This is a genomic window from Candidatus Pelagibacter sp., from assembly GCF_965262185.1.
Classification (GTDB): Bacteria; Pseudomonadota; Alphaproteobacteria; order Pelagibacterales; family Pelagibacteraceae; genus Pelagibacter.
The window spans coordinates 276,464-294,755 of sequence record NZ_OZ253498.1; the positions used below are offsets into that span (position 1 = coordinate 276,464).

An 18,292-nucleotide genomic window follows, 5' to 3' on the forward strand; every position below is an offset into this window, starting at 1 on the left:
ATTCAGGAAGCTGGCGATTATTTAGAGGGACAACTTCTAAAAATTGATTTTTCTTAAAAAGTTATTTGTCTTTAAACTTATAATACAAAGAAAACAAAATAAGACCTACAAGGATAATACCTACAAATATCCTTAAGTATTGATTAAAAAATATATCTATAAACTCAATCATCAAATATTTAACTTATCTTTAATTCTATAAAACCATACTGCTAATTTAAAATAAAATACTCTTAATTGTGGGAAAATAAATTTCTTAGGTAAACCTTTATAAATTGTTGAAATATCAAGATCTTTACTATTTGATGAAAAAACTAGCTTAGATAATTGTTTTCCAGCCCAGGGAGCTGCACTAACTCCTACTCCGCTATATCCAAATCCATAATAAATTTCCTCATTATCTATTTTGCCAATTGAAGGTGTAAGTTTTTGAGATAATGCAATCAAACCTCTCCAATTATAATCAATTGTAACATTGCTCCATTTAGGAAAAATATTTTTTAAAAATTTTTCCATATCATTTGCTCTATTTTGATTGGATTGATCACTTCCTTCAAAATCTCCTCTAGTTCCAAACAAAATTCGATTATCAGGTAACTTTCGATAATAATATAAAAGGTTTTTAGAATTAGCTATTGGCGCATAAGTATTAAAGTTATGTAAGCTAAGCTCTTCATTTGTAAGTGGTCTTGTTACAATAATATTTGAAATAACAGGTAATACTCTTCCATCCATTTCAGGAATTAATCCTTCTTGATAAAATCCATTAGTTGCAACAACTATTTTTTTTGTCTTTATTGATCCCTCATTGGTTCTTAAAAGATAAGAACCATTGTCTTTTTCAATTTTTTCAACTTTTGTATGTTCATAAATTTTTAATTGTTTAGATAAAGCATGTTTTGCAAGGCCATTTATAAATTTTAAAGGATTGATTGCAAATCCAGGTTTATATGAAAAAGCTCCAAATTGTTCAGTTCCACCATGACCTACTTCATCAAATTCCTCTTTTGAATATACTTTAGTCTCTATACCAAATTCAGACTTATAAACTTCAGCTTGTTCTTTGATTTGATCAAATTTATTTTTATGATGAGCTACAACAAAGTTATTTTCACCAGTTACATCACAATCAATATTATAATTATCGATTAATTCTTTAGTATAGTTAGCTCCTTCAACAGAGTTTTTAAAAAACTTTTTAGTTTCTTCTGTTCCATAAACAGATTGCATTTTTTTATAAGACATCTTGCTTGGAGGAAGACAGCAAAATCCTGCATTACGAGAAGAGGCACCCCAACCTACTTTCCCAGCCTCAACCAAAACCACATCTAAATTATAATTTTCAATTAAATTAATTGCACAAAGTAAACCGGTATAACCACCACCTATAACCACTATTTCTGAACTGATGTCTTTTTGAAGTTTATCTAAATTTAAATTCTCACTTGAAGTTGCTTCCCAGTAACTAGGAACAGGTTTGTTAAACTGATAAATATCCGAATGATATATGTTGCTCATTACTTCCCTAATCTTTGACTAACCCCTTGTTCTTGTTCTTTGTTAAATTCATCATCATTTAAATTATATAACTCTTCTATTCTAAGGTTTTTAGTTGTGATTGTTGGTACATTTTTATTTTTCATTCCAAGATGTCTTGCAAACACTGCTTGTTTTTTACTCGTTTGATGAGGTTGAAAGTCTTTAATGTCTTCAATGGTTACCTTATCTCCTCTAACAAGATATCCACTTTCAACAGCTTCATTAAAAACTTGAATGCCTTTTTTAGTTCGCATAACTGCTGCATTAAACCCTTCATCTTCTCCTTTAGGTGAACCTCCTCTCCAAGTATCTAAAGCTGCAATATCGGAACTTTCTCCTATTGCATCGGGGCAAATTTTGCATCTAAAGGGAACTTTCCAATTACTTTCATCTCCCCAAAAAGAATTATAATCTTTATCAAACTCTCTTTGATCTTTTGTTTTGATATACATTCTTCCAGGGTTACCAAATCCTCTGTATCTAAATTCTTCTAACTCTTCTTCTTTAACATCAAAGCTATCAATAAATTCTTGTGACTTTGTAAGTTCTTGAAAGCCTCCACAAACAAGGGTGAATATATATTTACAATACTGATCAACCCTTTCATCTGATTTAGCAAGTAATCTAATAGCTCCAGCATCACAAGGTTTGCCAACAAAAGCAAAGGTTTGTTTTTTATCTAAAGCTTTATGAAATTCACTTAATGGTGATGATGGACCGTATCTTGATCTACTTTCGCAGTTAATTAAGTCCTCTTTATTGTAAGTATATTTTACAATATTTCGCATCGGGTTATCTTTGTCCCCTGCTGTATGCATTATAAAATCAACTTTATTTTGTTCTAATAAATATAAAGACAAACCATTTAACAAACCTCCTGTGGAACTTTGAAATCTTATCTTTGGATCAGTAGACCATGAATAATATAAATCAAAATAATTTCCCCAAACTAAATCTTTATTAGATCCTTCATTTTCTTTATGATTTTCAGGCCCCTCAGCGATCACCCCAGGACAAACTTTTTTAATTTCTTCTAAAGTATCATTTGTAATTGTTGTTAATTCTTTAGGTTCTAAATTACCTTTGTCACTCATTTCCATCTCAATTGAGTTGCCTGCAATACTTTTACAAATACCACAGCCAATACAAAGGCCGTTCTTTACGATATCATCTAAAGAATTAATTTTTGTCATTACTCTTTATATGATGGGTCTTTTGCATCACATCTTCTAAGTAACGCTGGCCACTCGTTTAATCCTGGTGAAAATAAATCATATTGCTTTTGAGATAATTTCCACATTTCTTCTGTTGCTCTTTCAAGAGGTAAACCAGATCCCGTTGCCTGTACTGCAACCTCACACATTCTAATTGCATAATACATATTCATAAAAGCTTCCCCTGCTGTTGCACCAACAGTAAGCAAACCATGGTTCTTCATAATCAAAACCTTATTATCTCCCATGTTTTCAGCAATTCTTACTCTCTCATCTTTATTAATCGATAATCCTTCCCACTCATGGTAACCAACTTTTCCATAAAGCATTGAACTATCTTGAACTAAATGAGGAATACCATCTTTCAATGCCGTTGCAGCTAAAGCTGAAGGAGGATGTGCATGAAAGACAAATTTAGCATCAGGATGATTTAAATGAATAGCACTATGAATAATAAAGCCCGCAGTATTTGCTTTTTCAGGTCCTTCTAAAACTTTACCATGCTCATCTACTTTAATTAAGTTTGATGCTTTTACTTCTTCATATAATAAACCCATCTCATGCATAAAAAAAGTATGATCCGTTCCAGGTGCTCTTGCAGTGATATGGTTCCAAACCGTATCATCCCAACCCATCATGTTGGTTAATCTAAACATGGCAGCAAGATCTACTCTTACTTTCCAATCTGCTTCGCTTATATTGTTTTTCATCTTCCCTCCTTTGAAAAAGTTAATTTATTATTTTGTTCTAAAAGTTTAATCACTTTTAAGTGATTAGAATTTGGTCCATATTTTTTAATTGCTTTATTATATATTTTTGAAGTTAAGGTCATTATTGGAAGTTTTAATTTTTGTAATTTAATAATTTCATTTGCAAGATTTAAATCTTTCATGGATAAACCTAAAAAGAAAGATGGATCATAATCTCCATTAATCATGTTAGGGCCGTATCTTGTTGAAGTATAACCACCACTTGCACTTTTATCGATGATCTCTAACATTGTTTTTGGTTTAATCCCTGACTTTACTCCAAGCATCAACGACTCTGAGAGTGATAAATAGTTTAAATAACAAAGGCTAACTTGTGCAATTTTAGCAGCATAACCAGCACCAGGTTTATTTAGATAATAGATGTTTTTACCTAATATATTAAAGACAAACTTAAGCTTATTAACTGTCTTTTTATTACCTCCAATAAATATTGATAAATCCCCTGATTGAGCCTTTAAATTTCCACCTGATATTGTTGCATCAACGAATTGGTTTATTTTTTTACTTAACTTTTGTTTTAAAAGATTAAAGCAAGTTAAAGAATTAGTAGAACAATCAATCCAAATCTTATTATTACTTAATTGATCAATTATTTTACCTTTACCAATTGATAATGCTTTAATTTGTTTTGGTCCCGGAACACAGGTGATAATTACATCAGAAAATTTTATTAATTCATCTAATGAGCTTGTTGCTTTTGCTTTTTTAGATTTAAATTGTTTTAAAGATTTAGGACTTACATCATAACCTAATAAATCTATTTTTTTTGATTTATGTAAGTTTAATGCCATTGGCAAACCCATATTTCCTAAACCAATAAAACCTATTTTCATATCAATCCATTAACCCATCTACTTCAACATTATTTCGCTCATAATGAATTGGCAGTGCTTTACCGTAAACTTGTTTAGAGTGTTCAGGTTTATTTACTCTGTAACTATCTTTTACATATGTTGGTAATGCAATGTAACGAGAAGTATTTCCTTCTATTTTTGTTACTCTATGCATAGAAAATCTTCCTTTAAATATTTGTAGATCCCCTGGTTGAAGGTCTAATGATTTAACTTTATCTCTTGAACCTCGAAGAACTTTTGTTACCTCATCAAAGTTTTCATCTTCAGTACTTCTAAGATCTGGTGAGTATTCAAACAAACCACCCTTTTCAGCTTTTTGAACTAAAATACTTAAAGTAAATTCATTTCCATCAAAGTGCCAAGGAAAATAATGATCTTTATGCATGATGCTGTATGGATTTTTACCTAAAGGATCCGACCATCTATAAAGAGGAAAAACTCCTAAACTATCTGAAATAAATTTTAACATTTCCTCAGATTCGTAAATTTTATTTAAATCAGATTGCTCTTCTAAATCATCTGAGTTGATGTATCCACTTTCTCTAAATGAAAATACTCTCTTTGGATGATCTTTTGATAAATTTTCATCATCCTTTGAAAAATAAGGGTTATGATGATCTTTAGTCCAATGAGTTTTGGGAAGATTTCTTTCAACTTCTTCCTTCATTCTTTTCAAAGACTCGCTAACTACGAAGTTTGGAAGCACACAACATCCATCTTTATCTAGTAGCTCTCTATTTTTAGTAATTAAATCTTGATACTCTTTTGATCCTGTTTGATCAATTGGGTAATCTTTTAAGTTAACAATGTTTTTTATTTCCATAATTCTCCTTTAATTAAAATTAAATTTTTAAATAAAGAAGTGATTATAATTTCGTGGGTGTTGAAGAATTTATATGATTTTTACAGTCTACTTTTTGGAGTAATAAATTAAATAAATTAGATGATAACTTTGAACTCAAGCCAACTCTAGCCAGTCTATGACAGTGAGTAAAAAGATTAAGATTCATAAGCAAACGGTATTATATTTTTAACCCCAGGTAAACAAATTTCACTTAGAAAATAATAAACAGATTCTAATGATAAATCTGCTGATTTATTAAGTCCTGCTATAGTTTCATCGTTAGCACTACCACTTTTTTTAAAACCTTCTTCAGACAATAAATAATAACTATAACAAGTTGTGAAATCTCCTTGTAGGTTATTAAACACAAAAGTTTGCTGATCATCAGCATAAGCGCTCATACTAAAAAAGCTTAAAAATATTATTGATAGTAGTTTTTTCATTTGTTCTTGCTTCTCTTATAATCTTTCATCCATTTGTCAAAGATCCTTACTGCATCATCCATATCTTTAGTATTGTTAGGATGATTTTTTGCTCTTCCAAGCATAGTTGCAATAACATTTACTTGATACTTAATTGATCTTTTTTTGATAGCTTTAACTGTATAAAGTGCCTTTTCTTTATTCTTAAAACCTAAGCCATGTAAAGTTGTCTCAGGTTTATAATCAGAAAATAATGAAAGATTTAAAGGTTTAAAACTTTTGTCCTTAATCATTTTATTCATTGGCATTTTATCAACTAAAGTAAATATTTTTTTAATATTTATTTTATCTAACTTAGCTTTTTCATTTCCATCAAAGCCAATTAAACTAACACTAAAGTTTTTAGTTTTATCTAATTTTGTAACTAATTTGATAAATCGTTTATGAAATTCTTTTATGTGTTTTTGGTAAATATCTTTTGAATTTTTATACTCTTGATTAGTGTAGTTTGGAGTATTCAAAACTAACAATCTACATTTCCATATATATTTTTTAAAATTCATGTCTTTTTAGTAGTTAATCATTCATTGATAATTTGAATATTTAATAAACATAATTAATAATTCTTTTCTAATCGAAGAATTTAAAATCTAGTTTAAAGTTGGTTAAAATTTTTAATTAAGCTTTGGAGCACAGACCTCTGACCTTGTCAAAAATCTTCTACCTGTTCCATTATCAAGAGAAAACATTCCACCCATACCTTTAATACAATCAATAATTAGATCTGTATTTTTCCAAGCTTCATGTTGAGTTTTGCTGATGTAAAAAGGAATTTCACCAATTTTTCCAATTAAAACATCTTTTTCTCCAACTAAATATTCTTTAGCGGGATAGCACATTGGTGCACTACCATCACAACATCCCCCTGATTGATGAAACAATAAATCTTCTCCATGATCTTTTTTAAGATCCTCTATTAATTGTAAAGCTGCGGGTGTTGCTGAAACTTTCATATTTAAATGGCCTGTAATTTAATACAGGCCATTATAATCTATCTGTTAAAAGAAACCTAGTTTATTTTCTGCGTAAGACACATGTAGGTTTTTATTTTGTCTATAGTGATTAAGCATCATTTTGTGAGTTTCTCGCCCAACACCTGATTGTTTGTAACCACCAAACGGTGAGTGAGCTGGATAAGCATGATAACAGTTTGTCCAAACTATACCTGCTTGTATTCCTCTGCCCATTCTATAAGCAATATTACCGTTTCTAGTCCAAACTCCAGCACCAAGTCCATAAAGTGTATCATTAGCAATTTCTAATGCATGCGCTTCATCTTTAAACTTAGTAACAGAGACTACAGGTCCAAAAATTTCTTCTTGGAAGATTCTCATACTATTGTCACCTTCAAAAATAGTTGGCTGGATATAATTTCCATTTTCCAATCCACTATTTAATTTGGCAACATCTCCACCACATAGAACTTTGGCACCTTCTTTCTTACCTAAATCCAAGTAAGATTTTATTTTTTCCATTTGTTCTACTGATGCTTGAGCACCAATCATAGTTTCCATTTTTAATGGGTTGTCTTGCACTACAGCTTTTGTTCTAGCAATTACCTTTTCCATGAATTTATCATAAATAGACTCTTGAACTAAAGCTCTACTAGGACAAGTACATACCTCACCTTGGTTTAAATTGAACATTACAAATCCTTCAACACACTTATCTAAAAATGCATCATCTTTATCCATAATATCTTCAAAGAAAACGTTAGGAGATTTTCCACCTAATTCTAAAGTAATTGGAATTAAGTTTTGTGCAGCATACTGCATGATCAATCGACCTGTTGTTGTTTCACCTGTGAATGCAATTTTAGCTATTCGATCAGATGAAGCTAATGGCTTACCTGCTTCAAGACCAAATCCACTAACAATATTTACTACTCCTGGAGGTAATAGATCTCCTATTAGTTCCATCATAAGCATAATAGATGCTGGTGTTTGTTCAGCAGGTTTTAATACTGAGCAGTTTCCTGCAGCTAAAGCTGGAGCCAATTTCCATGTTGCCATTAACAATGGAAAATTCCATGGAACTATCTGACCAACAACACCTAAAGGTTCAGGTATATTGTATGAATATTGAGAGTTACTAATTTCAGCAACTGATCCTTCTTCTGCTCTTATAACACCTGCAAAATATCTCCAATGATCAATAACTAGAGGTAAATCAGCAGCCATACATTCTCTGATTGGCTTACCATTATCCAAACATTCTGCTGCTGCTAAAAGATTGAGATTTTTTTCTAAAACATCAGCAATCTTGTTCATTATATTAGATCTTGTAGTAATGTCTGTTTTGCCCCATTCCTTAAATGCTTCGTGAGCAGCATCTAATGCAGCATCAACATCCTTTGCATCTGATCTAGCCATTTGACATATAACTTCATTGTTAATTGGACTTACATTGTCAAAGTATTTACCAGATTTTGGTTCAACAAATTTTCCACCAATATAATTTCCATATTTTGATTTAAATGGAAACGGTACTTTAAGATGAGATGTATCTAAAGAAGCAGACACTCCACTTTTTACTGTTTCTGTACTCATTTTTACCTTTCTGTTTATTGTTTACTTTACTCTTTTTCACAAAAACTATAGAGAGTTTCCCGGTCACACTCCATTTTGTAGCAACCTTTTTTCTTTATTTTTAATTTTAGTTTCTGTTGTCTGTATTGTCTTAATAACCACTGATTTATTTAACTAAAAATTAAGTTTAGTGTCTATTAATTATAAATGATTTGTTCTACCTAGAATTGAATTAAATCTAGATATGGTGTTTAATTTATTTTTAAATACTATTCGCCTCATTGATCAAATTACACTTTCTATTGAAAGTAATAATGATGTGAAGATGATGGGTGATAAATACAAACAAAATTACTGGTAATTAATTAATCTATGAAAGAAAAAGAAATTAAATCTCATTTTAAGAAAAAAGCACTATCTAAACTTGCTTTATCGATAAGCTTTTTCTTAGTTCTTTTAACTTCTACTGGATACATATTTAATTCTAAAGCAGTAATTTTTCTGTTTTATATTTTTAGTTTTGCATTTATTTACAATTTACTAATCAATTTTGTACTAGAAAAATATGATATTGGATCATGATTAAAACATTAGTTAAATTAAAATTGTTAAAGTATGCATTGGTAGGTGGTGCTCTTGCAGCTTATGCTATTAAGAAATATTGTGATAAAAAAAATAAGGACAAAAAAAAAGAAATCAAAAAACCTTTACTTCTCACTCGATAATAAGATTTTATTTTACTTACATTCTAACTACTGGAATTATTTTAGAAATTTAAATCAATAAAAAGTTAATTGTGAATTACTTTGTGGATTGTAACTGAATTGTAATATTATTTTAATGTATTGTAATATTAATTGTTAAATTTAATTCTTGTTAAGGTTTCGTCTCTTTTTATGTAGTGATGGTATAAAGCCGCTGTGAAGTGTAAAACAAAAGTATACAACAATAAATCGCCAGCAATCCCATGAAAATTATGAGCAATTTTTTCAAAATCACCGTTACTTTCAACAATATTAACTAATTCAATCCCAAAAAATAATACTTCTTTGCCCTCAATATTCATCAATACATAGCCTGTTATAGGTGCAGCAAACATTCCAAAATAAAATATAAAAAATACAAGATTAGATAATCTATTTAAAAGCCTGCTTTTATTAATATTTTCTGGTTTTGGGTTTGACCACCTCCATAACAATCTTAAAATAACTAAAATAAAAATAATTATGCCCAATGAATTATGAACTAACATTAAAAAGTCATAATACTTTTTTGGTGTATGCTCAGATAAATTCCCCAACAATAGTACAAACAACAAAATTCCAGCCATATACCAATGAAAAGTTTTTGAAATTAAGCCGTATTTTTTAATTGTGTTTCGAATCATAAAAATTCTATAACAAAAAAAAATTACAATGAAGTTAAACTTTCTGAATTAATAATTAATAATTATGATATGTTTTTTATATTTATATAACTTTGTGAATTGTCACTGAATTGTAACTGTATTGTCATAAACAATTATATAAGAACAATGTCATTGGAACATTATTAGAACAAAAATTAAAATTTCTTATTTTTTGTAAATTTATCCCACAACATTTCATAAAGTACGTATACGAAGATACTTACAATCACAACCACAGTAGTAAAACCTAAGGATCGTATCCAATTACCAAACCATAAATAAGAAAGCAATGATATCCAGATCATCCCGATAACTTGCCATATAACTGATTTATAAAATAATGCTTTTTTACTCATAAGAGCCCTTTAATTAAAATTAAACGAATATTATTGAAAATTTAGTAAAAAAGATTTTTTATAGATCTGAAGAATAATGAACTTTAACAAATAAACTACAATTCCAATGTTTCCAAAAATTGAAGATTTGATTTAAATTCATTAATTAAATTATACCATAAAAGTTAGTAATCTGAAATTCTAAATTCTAATTGTCATTGGAGCACTATTGGGGCAGTAATATTTAACTATATTTATGTTCTGTCCTAAATTAATTTTGAACTTTTGCCCTCTCAACAGAATAACTTTTACGATATTAAATAAATTTATCTTTTAAAATTATAATTCTTTTAATAATTTCAAAGTTAAAAATAATAGTTAAAATAACCAAAGTAAAATATGGGAAGTTTAAAATTAAACCAATTAATAATATTAAAGTTGTAATATCTCTTCCAATTCTAAAAACATCTTGACCTTTAATTATTTCATCATACTTATAAGCTGTATAGCTTAGTAAAACCTTGCTCCCTACAGCTAATAGTCCAACAAACAATACAAAGTTTGACTGATAAGTATTAAAACAGTTAATGGTTAATCCAGATAAAATAAAGATATCGCTATATCGGTCCAGAACTTGATCAAACCAGCCACCGAATTTAGAATTTAAAAGTTTGAGCCTTGCAATTTCACCATCACAACCATCTATAACTGAAGATAGTTGTGCAAAAACTCCTCCTAAAACCATTAAAAGATAATTATTTTTACTAATCAAATATGCTCCCACGAGAGCAACTATAAATGCAAAGATTGAAATTTGATTTGGAGTTATTTCATAATTAACCAATTTTTTTGAAATTAATGCAGATATTTTTCTATTTATGTGTTTCGATGCAGATCCATCTGTTTTTTTTGATTTTAATCCTTCAATTAAAAATTCTTTTGATTTTTCTAATTCACTTTTATTATCAACGTCCATCCAGGAATTCTCATTTACAAAAATTGGTTTTAAAAAATTTTTATCAGCAACAAACTGATTGATATTGCTAAATTCAATTTTTTCTAATTTAGAACCGTCAAAATTATTATAGTTTAATTTGTTAATTATAAAAAAACCTGTGTCATATCCGCTTGCATGAGTAATAGATTTATTAATCTCCTTAATAGTATCATTTTTTATTTTTACTTTGGTCGCATCTTGTAAATCATGAAAATAAGATAAACTTTTTGAAGTTATTAGGTATGATTTATCTTGATCAATTATTGAATTTTTTATTTTTTCATAAAAATCATCTGTAAAAAGATGATCTGACATTTGTAAATAAAACCTTTCAGCAGAAGTATTATTTAACCCAGTTAAAAAAGTATGACCATTTCCTTTTTCCCAATCTTGATCATAAATTGCTTTGATATCTATATTTCTTCTTTGTTTTATTTTATTTAAATGATTTTCGAGTTCTTGATGATTAAACCCAGTAATAACGATGATTTTCTTGACAGATAAATATTCTTTTAACATATAAATATTTCTCTCAATTAAAGAAACACCAAATATTTCAGCTAGTGGTTTTGACCTAATATTGCTTTCCGCCCTAAATCTTTCACCTTTTCCAGCTGCAAGAATAACTGCTGTATCAATCATTATATCTCACAAATTGGCTTAACTCTTTTTTTAATCAAACTCATAGACTTTTTAAGAGGACCAACATTTTCCGTTTTTAAACCTGAACCACCACTTGCTAATAGTCCAGCGTGATAAATAGAATATCCTTTTTGTCTTGCCATTGCATAAATAGCTGCATAGACATCTCCACAACCAGTGACATCTATAATTTTATTAGGAATAAATGGTGGAATTTCAATTTTTCCTAATTGGCTTGAATAAATTGTTGATCCAAAAAAACCTTTAGTTACAATTACTTCGGATATACCTTTGTCCCACAAATAATTAATAATTTTTGTTCTTTTTGAATAATTTTTAATAAAAAAAAGTTCGTTCGTATCACATTTTAAAATATTAAATCCACCAATTAATTTATCAATTAAAGGATTAATTCGCTCAATTATTTTTTGGTTCTTACAAATTCTAATCAAACCTTGAATATCTAATATTTTTAAACCTTTTCTTTTAACAACTTTCTTGTAAAGATTGTAATCAATATCTTCTGATAATATTGGTCCAAAATGATATATTTTTCCTTTTGGAACAAAGCCTATAATTGGACGGTTGTTAAATATTATCTCTTGTTTTCTGTAATTTATATTGTTAACTTTATAGATATTTTTAAACACTGCAGTATTCGAATTTTGACTGTTAAAAATTCTTATTGATCCATCTTTAAAAGGATTAGGTAATAATGATTTATCTTTATAGTTAAAACTAGTAACCAATGATGTTTTTAATCCTAATTTGTAATAACTATATGATGAATAAAAACCTGGTCCACCTGGAGAAACATTAGGAACACCTTTTTTGCCTTTCAAATAATTATAATCCTTAAGAATTAAACCTATAACTACTGCATCAAAACTCATGACAACGTTATTAAAATTATATAATTAAATGTTTGGCTTTTTTGGTTAAATTAAAAAAGCATAAAAAATATTCTAAAATTTATAATAGTACAAAAAATACTTACTATCAATAAAAATTGTTTGGCCTTTTGAAGGAATGTCTTTTCCAAAAAAACAAGGTCTGCAACGAAGATACCAAGGACTGAAATTGAGCTCATGATTAATCTTAAACTATAGAGTAATTAAAAAAAACTTTTAAAATTTTAATGAATTTGATAAGAATCTTGTAGCGCTGATTTAAAACAAATTGCTGGCGCTTAAAAAAATATGCTAAAGCGACATTCTCAAAAAATTGCCGCTGAAGTTATAAGAAAGGATAAATGTAAATGTCTAATAAATTAGTAGATCGTTTAAACAAAGGACCAGTTATTTGTGCTGAAGGTTTTTTATTTGAGATTGAAAGAAGAGGTTATATGGCCTCTGGAGAATTTGTGCCGATGGTGTCTTTAGATCATCCACATGTTCTTGAAAATCTTCATAGAGAATTCCAGCACGCTGGTTCTGATATAGTGGAGGCTTTTACTTACAATGGTCACAGAGAAAAAATGAGAGTGATCGGTAAAGAAGAGTTACTTGAACCATTAAACAGATCAGCATTAAAAATTGCCAAAAAAGTTGCAATGGACACACCTGAAGGAATTGCTCCTAACTTAATGGCTGGAAACATTTCAAACTCAAACATTTGGAAAGAAGACGATAAACAAGCTCAGTTAGAAGTTGAGAAAATGTTTTCTGAAATGATTGGTTGGGCAGTTGATGAAGGTGCTGATATGTTAATTGGTGAAACTTTTTATTATGCAGAAGAAGCTTTTAAAGCTTTAGAGATAATGAAAAAGTCAGGTCTTCCAACAGTTCTTACTATTTCTCCAATGGGTGAAAATAAAATGAGAGACGGCATGTCAGTTGTTGATACTTGTAAAGAATTAGAGCAAAGAGGTGCTGATGTAGTAGGTCTAAATTGTTTTAGAGGACCAGAAACAATGATGCCATACTTAAAAGAGGTAAGAGCAGCAGTTAGATGTCATGTAGGTGCACTACCTATTCCTTACAGAACAAGCGATGCTCACCCTACTTTCTTTAATCTTCCAGATTATGATAACTGCAAATGTCCTTCTCCGCATGGAAGAACATTTCCAACTGCACTGGATCCATTGTTTTGTAATAGATATGAAATTGGGCAATTTGCAAAAGATGCTTATGAAATGAAGATAAATTATCTTGGTGTTTGTTGTGGTGCTAATCCAATGTTAATAAGAGAAACAGCTGAAGCAGTTGGATTAAAAGTTCCTGCAAGTAAATACAGAGAGAATATGGAAAATCATTTTATGTACGGGAAAAATAAAAGAATTCCTAAACACATGACTGATTACGGAAATAAAGCTTAAAAATATTTTATGTTAAGCGTAGCTTTAATTAGTTACGCTTAACAATTACAATTTCTTTTGATTAATTACAACATCTACCAAGACAGCAATTAATAAGTTCAGCATTGTAAATACACAACATATAATCTAAAGGTAAATTTAAAAAAGAAAGGTCATTAAAAGAATCTTAGTCAAGAACCAATGTCATTGGAGCACTATTGGAGCAGGATTTTCAGTGATTAGACTCTGTATTTAATATTTGTTAATATTGGTTAATGAAAAAAATATTAAAAATTACTTTGTTACTTATTTTGTTTTGCAATACTTCAATTGCCGAAGATAAAAAATATTCTCAAAAAACTTGTGAAGAAATATATGGTGCAATTGGCTATTTTCTTAAAGTAGCTGATGATCACTGGAAAAAAACTAAGGATGAAGATAAAGCTATGCAATATTCTCAAACAGCAGCAAATTACACAACTGTTTATCAAGCTTTTTGCAAATAGTATAATTTGGATTCTTAAGTTTTGACCAATCAGGACTGAATTACTATTGAATTCAAATTAAAGAATCTTAGTCAAGAACCAATCTCATTGACGAGTATATGGAGCAGTAATATTTAACAATATTGATATTTAGTCGTATCTTAATTTAGAACTTTTGCCGTGAAAAACTTTATAAGACAAAAAAGTATATCCAATTAAAATTGGAAAGACGATCACTACTCCAAACAATATAATCCACAACGATGAGGTAGCAGAAGCTGCTTCAGTGATAAGCATTTGATTAGGCACAATGTAAGGAAAGAAACTATAAGATAATCCTAAAAAACAAAGGATGGAAACTAAAATTGTTAAAAAGAAAGGCACCCAGCAATTTTTATCGTTAATCATTGGTAGCTTCTTTAAATAGAAATACATCATTACAATTAATCCTAGAGTTATTAGTGGAATAGGAAAAAGATAATAAAGATTAGGTAATACAAACCATTTTTCAAAAATTCTAGTGCTTGCAATTGGAGTTGCAAGAGAGACCAGTCCAATACAAAACACTGCTCCGATAAGTGAAATTTTTGCCCAACGAACAGATTTTATTTGTAAATTATCTTCTGTTTTCATGATCAGCCAATTTGCTCCGATTAAACAATATCCAATTGCAACCCCAATACTAACGATTAAAGAAAATATAATTGTAGCTAAAGAATTATTAAATCCTACAATATAAAAGCCTAACATGTACCCTTGAGCAAGAGCAGTTAATAAAGAACCTCCAAAAAAGGCTTGATCCCAAAACTTTTGATATTTCTCTTTTGCTTTGCTTCTAAAATCAAATGCAATGCCTCTAAAAATTAAACCAATTAGCATTACAAAAACTGGTAGATACAAATTTGATAAAATCACTCCATGTGCTTTTGGAAAAGCAATTAATAAAATTCCAACTCCTAAAACCAACCAAGTTTCATTTGCATCCCAAAAAGGTCCAATAGATGCTATCATCTTATTTTTTTCTTCTCGAGTTTTAGTAAAGCCAGATAAAATACCCACTCCTAAATCATAACCATCAAGCAAGCCATAAATTAACATGCTTAATCCCATTAAAGATGCAAACAATATAGGTAAGCCTGTAGAACTTTCGATCATAATTGTTTTAATGGGATATTGACTGTTGAAATAGATCGTCTTTGACCTGTTGTTGGATCAAATTCATTTGGATCAAATTCTTTATCCTTAGATTTTCTTGCCATGTAAAACAAAGTAGTCGCAAAAGCAATAATCAGCAAAATGTATACAAGTAAATAAATTGTTAATGAAATTGCAATATAAGCACTTGGCACGGTTGTAACGGCATCAGCAGTTTTTAAAACTCCTTGAACAAGATAAGGTTGACGACCTATTTCTGTCACATACCAACCTGCAATGGTTGCAATCCATCCTGAAAAAGACATTAAAACCAAAATTTTATAAAATAAACTAGGCGCTTCTTTCTTTCTAAATAAATAATAACAACCAAGCCAAGACACTAATAACATCATCAAGCCTGTTGCAATCATTATTCTAAAAGACCAAAAAATAGGTGCAACCGGTGGATGTTCTCCTTTAAATTCATTTAAGCCTTTAACTTCACCATTTAAATCATGGGTAATGATCAAGCTACTTAACTTTGGAATACCAATTTCAAATTTATTTGATCTTGTCTCTTCATCAGGTAATGCAAATAAAATTAACGGAATACCTTTTTGGGTTTGCCAATTACCTTCGATGGCTGCAACTTTTTGAGGTTGATGCTCGTACGAATTTAATCCATGTAGATCACCTATAAATATTTGAATTGGAATTAATAGAGCTGCAACTATTGTTGATACTTTAATAGCGGTTTTAACAGTTTCGGTTTTATAACCTTTTAAATAACGGTACGCAGATATGCCAGCAATTAAGAAACTAGCCGTCAATCCAGAAGCTAATAATTTATGAGTTAATCGGTAAGGCATTGAAGGATTAAATATTACTTCCATCCAGCTAGTGACATAAGCTTCACCATTAATCATTTCAAAACCTGCTGGTGTGTGCATCCAACTATTTAAAACTAAAATCCAAAAAGCAGATAAGGTGGTTCCAAAGGCAACTAGAAAAGTTGAGAACGTATGTAGCCAAGGTTTTACTTTTCTAAAACCAAATAACATTATGCCTAAAAAACTAGCCTCTAAAAAAAAAGCGGTAAGCACTTCGTAGCCTAATAAAGGCCCAGCAATATTTCCAACTGTATTCATAAATCCAGGCCAATTCGTGCCAAATTGAAAGGACATAGTAATTCCTGAGACCACCCCAAGAGCAAAACATAGTGCAAAAACTTTTGTCCAGAAAAAATAAATATTCATCCATTTATAATTTCCTGTTTGAGTATATCGAACTTTAAAAAATAAAAGAAACCAAGCTAAAGCAATGGTGATTGATGGAAATAGAATATGAAACGTTACATTTGCTGCAAACTGTATTCTAGATAAATCAACTACGTCCATATTTTAACTTAATTTATATAGCTCATTGATACTTTTCCAGTCACTTGATACATAATTTATAATCAAATTTCTTCTAACCCCAAAAATATATTGCCTAGGTATTCCATGCCAAGTATTTTGACCTGGAATAAACATAAATCCAGTATTCTGCTTATAGGGTATTTTTGAATTTAATGTTAAATCTTTATTATAAATTGTTGTTCCCCAATCTTTAGTGTAATCGTTTGTATCGCTTGATAGATAAATTATAAAAGTTATCATTTTTTGTTTAATATCTAAATGTGGTTCTAACCAAAAATCACCAGTATCCAATGTATACTCGATACGCAGCTTTCCTTTGGATAAATCATTTCCAGAAATTAAACTTAATGTACTTCCAATTTTATCGCTATTAAAAATTTCTGCAATTTCTTCCAAGCATTCATATTTTTTACAGTTTTCACTATTAAAAAATATTCTTGTCTTATTGTTAGTTTCTCTTTTACCTGAATAAGTATTTATTACTGGTGGATCAATTGGAAGTTTGAGCACTTTATCTAATAAATTTTTTGGTAGCACTTTTTCAAATGTCCAATGGTTGAATGGCTCTTTAATTAATAAAGCATTATTTAAATTTTTTTTAATCTCAAAATTTTCACATAATGGTTTGTCTTTTATTTCTGTTTGATTTAACATTTTATTTAAAAAATTATTTTTTAATATTTGTGCGATATTTATAATTGATCAATTAATTTTTTAGCTAATTTTTTAGACTGCCCAAAAAATCTTAATTGTTTTATCTTTTCTAGATTAGACTTGTCACCATCAACAACAACAAAACCTATCATTCCTAAACTTTTGTGAGGAGTGCACCAATAAGCATAAATTCCTGGGATAGTAAATTTATAACTTACATCCTCATTTATCTTTGATTTAAATATTTCTACACCTTCGGGTATACCACCTTTGATAAATTCAACATTATGTCCCTTGTCTGTTGACTCCCAAAAAATTTCATCACCAACATTAATTCTTACAATCTTTTCGGAATAAACCATTCTCTCTTTGCCAAGCTTATTTAACATTTTAATGTTGATAGTTTCACTCATTGCATAATTAGAAAACAAAAAAAATATTATTAATATGTATTTTTTCATGCAGTAAATAATTTTCTCCTTTGTGTTTTTTTAAGATCTTTAATTTCTCTTTTTAAAATATCAGAATTATCTTTATAAAATTCAATTTCCTTATTTAATACTCTAATTGTGTGTTTGAGTTTTTTTGTTTCCTCATCGAATATATTTTTTAGATATTTATTTTCGTTTTGTAACTTTGTAATTTTTTCTAACTCTTTATTTTCAATCATACTTTTTTCGTACAAATGCATA

General features: G+C 29.2%; 22 protein-coding genes. 4 read left to right on the forward strand and 18 right to left on the reverse strand.

Annotated features, from left to right (window positions below):
* Positions 1-171: 171 nt before the first annotated feature.
* The 9 genes from ACQY31_RS01590 to ACQY31_RS01630 all read right to left on the reverse strand — a co-directional run bounded on the left by ACQY31_RS01590 (position 172) and on the right by ACQY31_RS01630 (position 8,252).
* Positions 172-1,518 (reverse strand): NAD(P)/FAD-dependent oxidoreductase, encoded by a 1,347-nt coding sequence (locus tag ACQY31_RS01590; protein WP_428080270.1) that lies wholly within the window; start codon positions 1,516-1,518, stop codon positions 172-174.
* Positions 1,518-2,732: a Coenzyme F420 hydrogenase/dehydrogenase, beta subunit C-terminal domain gene (locus ACQY31_RS01595; RefSeq protein WP_428080271.1), complete on the reverse strand. Its 1,215-nt coding sequence runs from the start codon at positions 2,730-2,732 to the stop codon at positions 1,518-1,520. Before ACQY31_RS01595 ends, ACQY31_RS01590 begins: the two co-directional genes overlap by 1 nt.
* The gene (locus ACQY31_RS01600) at positions 2,732-3,463 is read right to left on the reverse strand and encodes a class II aldolase/adducin family protein (RefSeq protein WP_428080272.1); all 732 of its coding nucleotides are present in this window, start codon (positions 3,461-3,463) and stop codon (positions 2,732-2,734) included. Before ACQY31_RS01600 ends, ACQY31_RS01595 begins: the two co-directional genes overlap by 1 nt.
* A complete protein-coding gene (locus tag ACQY31_RS01605) occupies positions 3,460-4,356 on the reverse strand; it encodes an NAD(P)-dependent oxidoreductase (RefSeq protein ID WP_428080273.1) in 897 nt (298 codons plus the stop codon). The genes ACQY31_RS01600 and ACQY31_RS01605 overlap by 4 nt, the downstream gene beginning before the upstream one ends.
* A 1-nt stretch (position 4,357) precedes the next feature.
* Positions 4,358-5,200, reverse strand: coding sequence for a HalD/BesD family halogenase (locus ACQY31_RS01610; protein WP_428080274.1), 843 nt, complete (start codon positions 5,198-5,200; stop codon positions 4,358-4,360).
* 176 nt (positions 5,201-5,376) lie between these two features.
* Entirely contained in the window at positions 5,377-5,664 is a 288-nt protein-coding gene (locus ACQY31_RS01615; protein ID WP_428080275.1) for a hypothetical protein, read from the reverse strand.
* A complete protein-coding gene (locus ACQY31_RS01620) occupies positions 5,661-6,206 on the reverse strand; it encodes a DUF4174 domain-containing protein (protein ID WP_428080276.1) in 546 nt (181 codons plus the stop codon). The genes ACQY31_RS01615 and ACQY31_RS01620 overlap by 4 nt, the downstream gene beginning before the upstream one ends.
* Positions 6,207-6,317: 111 nt before the next feature.
* Positions 6,318-6,656, reverse strand: a complete 339-nt coding sequence (locus ACQY31_RS01625; RefSeq protein WP_428080277.1) for a DUF779 domain-containing protein — start codon at positions 6,654-6,656, stop codon at positions 6,318-6,320.
* Between the two features lie 45 nt (positions 6,657-6,701).
* Positions 6,702-8,252: an aldehyde dehydrogenase family protein gene (locus ACQY31_RS01630; RefSeq protein ID WP_428080278.1), complete on the reverse strand. Its 1,551-nt coding sequence runs from the start codon at positions 8,250-8,252 to the stop codon at positions 6,702-6,704.
* A gap of 351 nt (positions 8,253-8,603) precedes the next feature.
* Between ACQY31_RS01630 and ACQY31_RS01635 the strand changes: the two genes are divergently transcribed.
* Positions 8,604-8,813, forward strand: coding sequence for a hypothetical protein (locus ACQY31_RS01635; RefSeq protein WP_428080279.1), 210 nt, complete (start codon positions 8,604-8,606; stop codon positions 8,811-8,813).
* Positions 8,810-8,956 (forward strand): hypothetical protein, encoded by a 147-nt coding sequence (locus ACQY31_RS01640; RefSeq protein ID WP_428080280.1) that lies wholly within the window; start codon positions 8,810-8,812, stop codon positions 8,954-8,956. The genes ACQY31_RS01635 and ACQY31_RS01640 overlap by 4 nt, the downstream gene beginning before the upstream one ends.
* A 128-nt stretch (positions 8,957-9,084) precedes the next feature.
* Here ACQY31_RS01640 and ACQY31_RS01645 read toward each other — a convergent pair whose 3' ends face one another.
* The 4 genes from ACQY31_RS01645 to ACQY31_RS01660 form a co-directional block, all read right to left on the reverse strand.
* Positions 9,085-9,618, reverse strand: a complete 534-nt coding sequence (locus ACQY31_RS01645) for a cytochrome b (protein WP_428080281.1) — start codon at positions 9,616-9,618, stop codon at positions 9,085-9,087.
* A 176-nt stretch (positions 9,619-9,794) separates the two neighbouring features.
* A complete protein-coding gene (locus ACQY31_RS01650; RefSeq protein ID WP_428080282.1) occupies positions 9,795-9,995 on the reverse strand; it encodes a hypothetical protein in 201 nt (66 codons plus the stop codon).
* Positions 9,996-10,290: 295 nt separating this feature from the next.
* Positions 10,291-11,613 carry an NTP transferase domain-containing protein gene (locus tag ACQY31_RS01655; RefSeq protein WP_428080283.1) on the reverse strand — a complete coding sequence of 441 codons (1,323 nt, stop codon included), beginning with the start codon at positions 11,611-11,613 and terminating at the stop codon, positions 10,291-10,293.
* Complete coding sequence (locus ACQY31_RS01660) at positions 11,613-12,506, reverse strand: PfkB family carbohydrate kinase (RefSeq protein WP_428080284.1); 894 nt, start codon at positions 12,504-12,506, stop codon at positions 11,613-11,615. Before ACQY31_RS01660 ends, ACQY31_RS01655 begins: the two co-directional genes overlap by 1 nt.
* A gap of 365 nt (positions 12,507-12,871) precedes the next feature.
* Here ACQY31_RS01660 and ACQY31_RS01665 point away from each other — a divergent pair, with 365 nt between their 5' ends.
* Both ACQY31_RS01665 and ACQY31_RS01670 read left to right on the forward strand, forming a co-directional pair.
* The gene (locus tag ACQY31_RS01665; protein ID WP_428080285.1) at positions 12,872-13,930 is read left to right on the forward strand and encodes a homocysteine S-methyltransferase family protein; all 1,059 of its coding nucleotides are present in this window, start codon (positions 12,872-12,874) and stop codon (positions 13,928-13,930) included.
* A gap of 254 nt (positions 13,931-14,184) precedes the next feature.
* On the forward strand, positions 14,185-14,415 hold the full coding sequence (locus ACQY31_RS01670; RefSeq protein WP_428080286.1) for a hypothetical protein: 231 nt from the start codon (positions 14,185-14,187) through the stop codon (positions 14,413-14,415).
* 129 nt (positions 14,416-14,544) lie between these two features.
* Here ACQY31_RS01670 and ACQY31_RS01675 read toward each other — a convergent pair whose 3' ends face one another.
* The 5 genes from ACQY31_RS01675 to ACQY31_RS01695 are packed head-to-tail and all read right to left on the reverse strand — an operon-like array spanning position 14,545 to position 18,291.
* Positions 14,545-15,549: a cytochrome d ubiquinol oxidase subunit II gene (locus ACQY31_RS01675; protein WP_428080287.1), complete on the reverse strand. Its 1,005-nt coding sequence runs from the start codon at positions 15,547-15,549 to the stop codon at positions 14,545-14,547.
* Complete coding sequence (locus ACQY31_RS01680; protein ID WP_428080288.1) at positions 15,546-16,925, reverse strand: cytochrome ubiquinol oxidase subunit I; 1,380 nt, start codon at positions 16,923-16,925, stop codon at positions 15,546-15,548. Before ACQY31_RS01680 ends, ACQY31_RS01675 begins: the two co-directional genes overlap by 4 nt.
* 3 nt (positions 16,926-16,928) lie before the next feature.
* The gene (locus ACQY31_RS01685; protein ID WP_428080289.1) at positions 16,929-17,600 is read right to left on the reverse strand and encodes a 2OG-Fe(II) oxygenase; all 672 of its coding nucleotides are present in this window, start codon (positions 17,598-17,600) and stop codon (positions 16,929-16,931) included.
* A gap of 38 nt (positions 17,601-17,638) precedes the next feature.
* Positions 17,639-18,061, reverse strand: a complete 423-nt coding sequence (locus ACQY31_RS01690) for a plastocyanin/azurin family copper-binding protein (protein ID WP_428080290.1) — start codon at positions 18,059-18,061, stop codon at positions 17,639-17,641.
* Entirely contained in the window at positions 18,058-18,291 is a 234-nt protein-coding gene (locus tag ACQY31_RS01695; RefSeq protein WP_428080291.1) for a hypothetical protein, read from the reverse strand. Before ACQY31_RS01695 ends, ACQY31_RS01690 begins: the two co-directional genes overlap by 4 nt.
* Position 18,292 lies beyond the last annotated feature (1 nt).

What these genes read in the sequence shown, in the direction of transcription:
- ACQY31_RS01665 (WP_428080285.1), top strand. Translation starts at nt 12,872, where the DNA reads ATGTCTAATAAATTAGTAGATCGTTTAAACAAAGGACCAGTTATTTGT.
- ACQY31_RS01615 (WP_428080275.1), bottom strand. Translation starts at nt 5,664, where the DNA reads ATGAAAAAACTACTATCAATAATATTTTTAAGCTTTTTTAGTATGAGC.
- ACQY31_RS01680 (WP_428080288.1), bottom strand. Translation starts at nt 16,925, where the DNA reads ATGGACGTAGTTGATTTATCTAGAATACAGTTTGCAGCAAATGTAACG.
- ACQY31_RS01685 (WP_428080289.1), bottom strand. Translation starts at nt 17,600, where the DNA reads ATGTTAAATCAAACAGAAATAAAAGACAAACCATTATGTGAAAATTTT.
- ACQY31_RS01690 (WP_428080290.1), bottom strand. Translation starts at nt 18,061, where the DNA reads ATGAAAAAATACATATTAATAATATTTTTTTTGTTTTCTAATTATGCA.
- ACQY31_RS01650 (WP_428080282.1), bottom strand. Translation starts at nt 9,995, where the DNA reads ATGAGTAAAAAAGCATTATTTTATAAATCAGTTATATGGCAAGTTATC.
- ACQY31_RS01655 (WP_428080283.1), bottom strand. Translation starts at nt 11,613, where the DNA reads ATGATTGATACAGCAGTTATTCTTGCAGCTGGAAAAGGTGAAAGATTT.
- ACQY31_RS01590 (WP_428080270.1), bottom strand. Translation starts at nt 1,518, where the DNA reads ATGAGCAACATATATCATTCGGATATTTATCAGTTTAACAAACCTGTT.
- ACQY31_RS01670 (WP_428080286.1), top strand. Translation starts at nt 14,185, where the DNA reads ATGAAAAAAATATTAAAAATTACTTTGTTACTTATTTTGTTTTGCAAT.
- ACQY31_RS01645 (WP_428080281.1), bottom strand. Translation starts at nt 9,618, where the DNA reads ATGATTCGAAACACAATTAAAAAATACGGCTTAATTTCAAAAACTTTT.
- ACQY31_RS01635 (WP_428080279.1), top strand. Translation starts at nt 8,604, where the DNA reads ATGAAAGAAAAAGAAATTAAATCTCATTTTAAGAAAAAAGCACTATCT.
- ACQY31_RS01660 (WP_428080284.1), bottom strand. Translation starts at nt 12,506, where the DNA reads ATGAGTTTTGATGCAGTAGTTATAGGTTTAATTCTTAAGGATTATAAT.
- ACQY31_RS01630 (WP_428080278.1), bottom strand. Translation starts at nt 8,252, where the DNA reads ATGAGTACAGAAACAGTAAAAAGTGGAGTGTCTGCTTCTTTAGATACA.
- ACQY31_RS01620 (WP_428080276.1), bottom strand. Translation starts at nt 6,206, where the DNA reads ATGAATTTTAAAAAATATATATGGAAATGTAGATTGTTAGTTTTGAAT.
- ACQY31_RS01595 (WP_428080271.1), bottom strand. Translation starts at nt 2,732, where the DNA reads ATGACAAAAATTAATTCTTTAGATGATATCGTAAAGAACGGCCTTTGT.
- ACQY31_RS01695 (WP_428080291.1), bottom strand. Translation starts at nt 18,291, where the DNA reads ATGCATTTGTACGAAAAAAGTATGATTGAAAATAAAGAGTTAGAAAAA.
- ACQY31_RS01625 (WP_428080277.1), bottom strand. Translation starts at nt 6,656, where the DNA reads ATGAAAGTTTCAGCAACACCCGCAGCTTTACAATTAATAGAGGATCTT.
- ACQY31_RS01640 (WP_428080280.1), top strand. Translation starts at nt 8,810, where the DNA reads ATGATTAAAACATTAGTTAAATTAAAATTGTTAAAGTATGCATTGGTA.
- ACQY31_RS01600 (WP_428080272.1), bottom strand. Translation starts at nt 3,463, where the DNA reads ATGAAAAACAATATAAGCGAAGCAGATTGGAAAGTAAGAGTAGATCTT.
- ACQY31_RS01610 (WP_428080274.1), bottom strand. Translation starts at nt 5,200, where the DNA reads ATGGAAATAAAAAACATTGTTAACTTAAAAGATTACCCAATTGATCAA.
- ACQY31_RS01675 (WP_428080287.1), bottom strand. Translation starts at nt 15,549, where the DNA reads ATGATCGAAAGTTCTACAGGCTTACCTATATTGTTTGCATCTTTAATG.
- ACQY31_RS01605 (WP_428080273.1), bottom strand. Translation starts at nt 4,356, where the DNA reads ATGAAAATAGGTTTTATTGGTTTAGGAAATATGGGTTTGCCAATGGCA.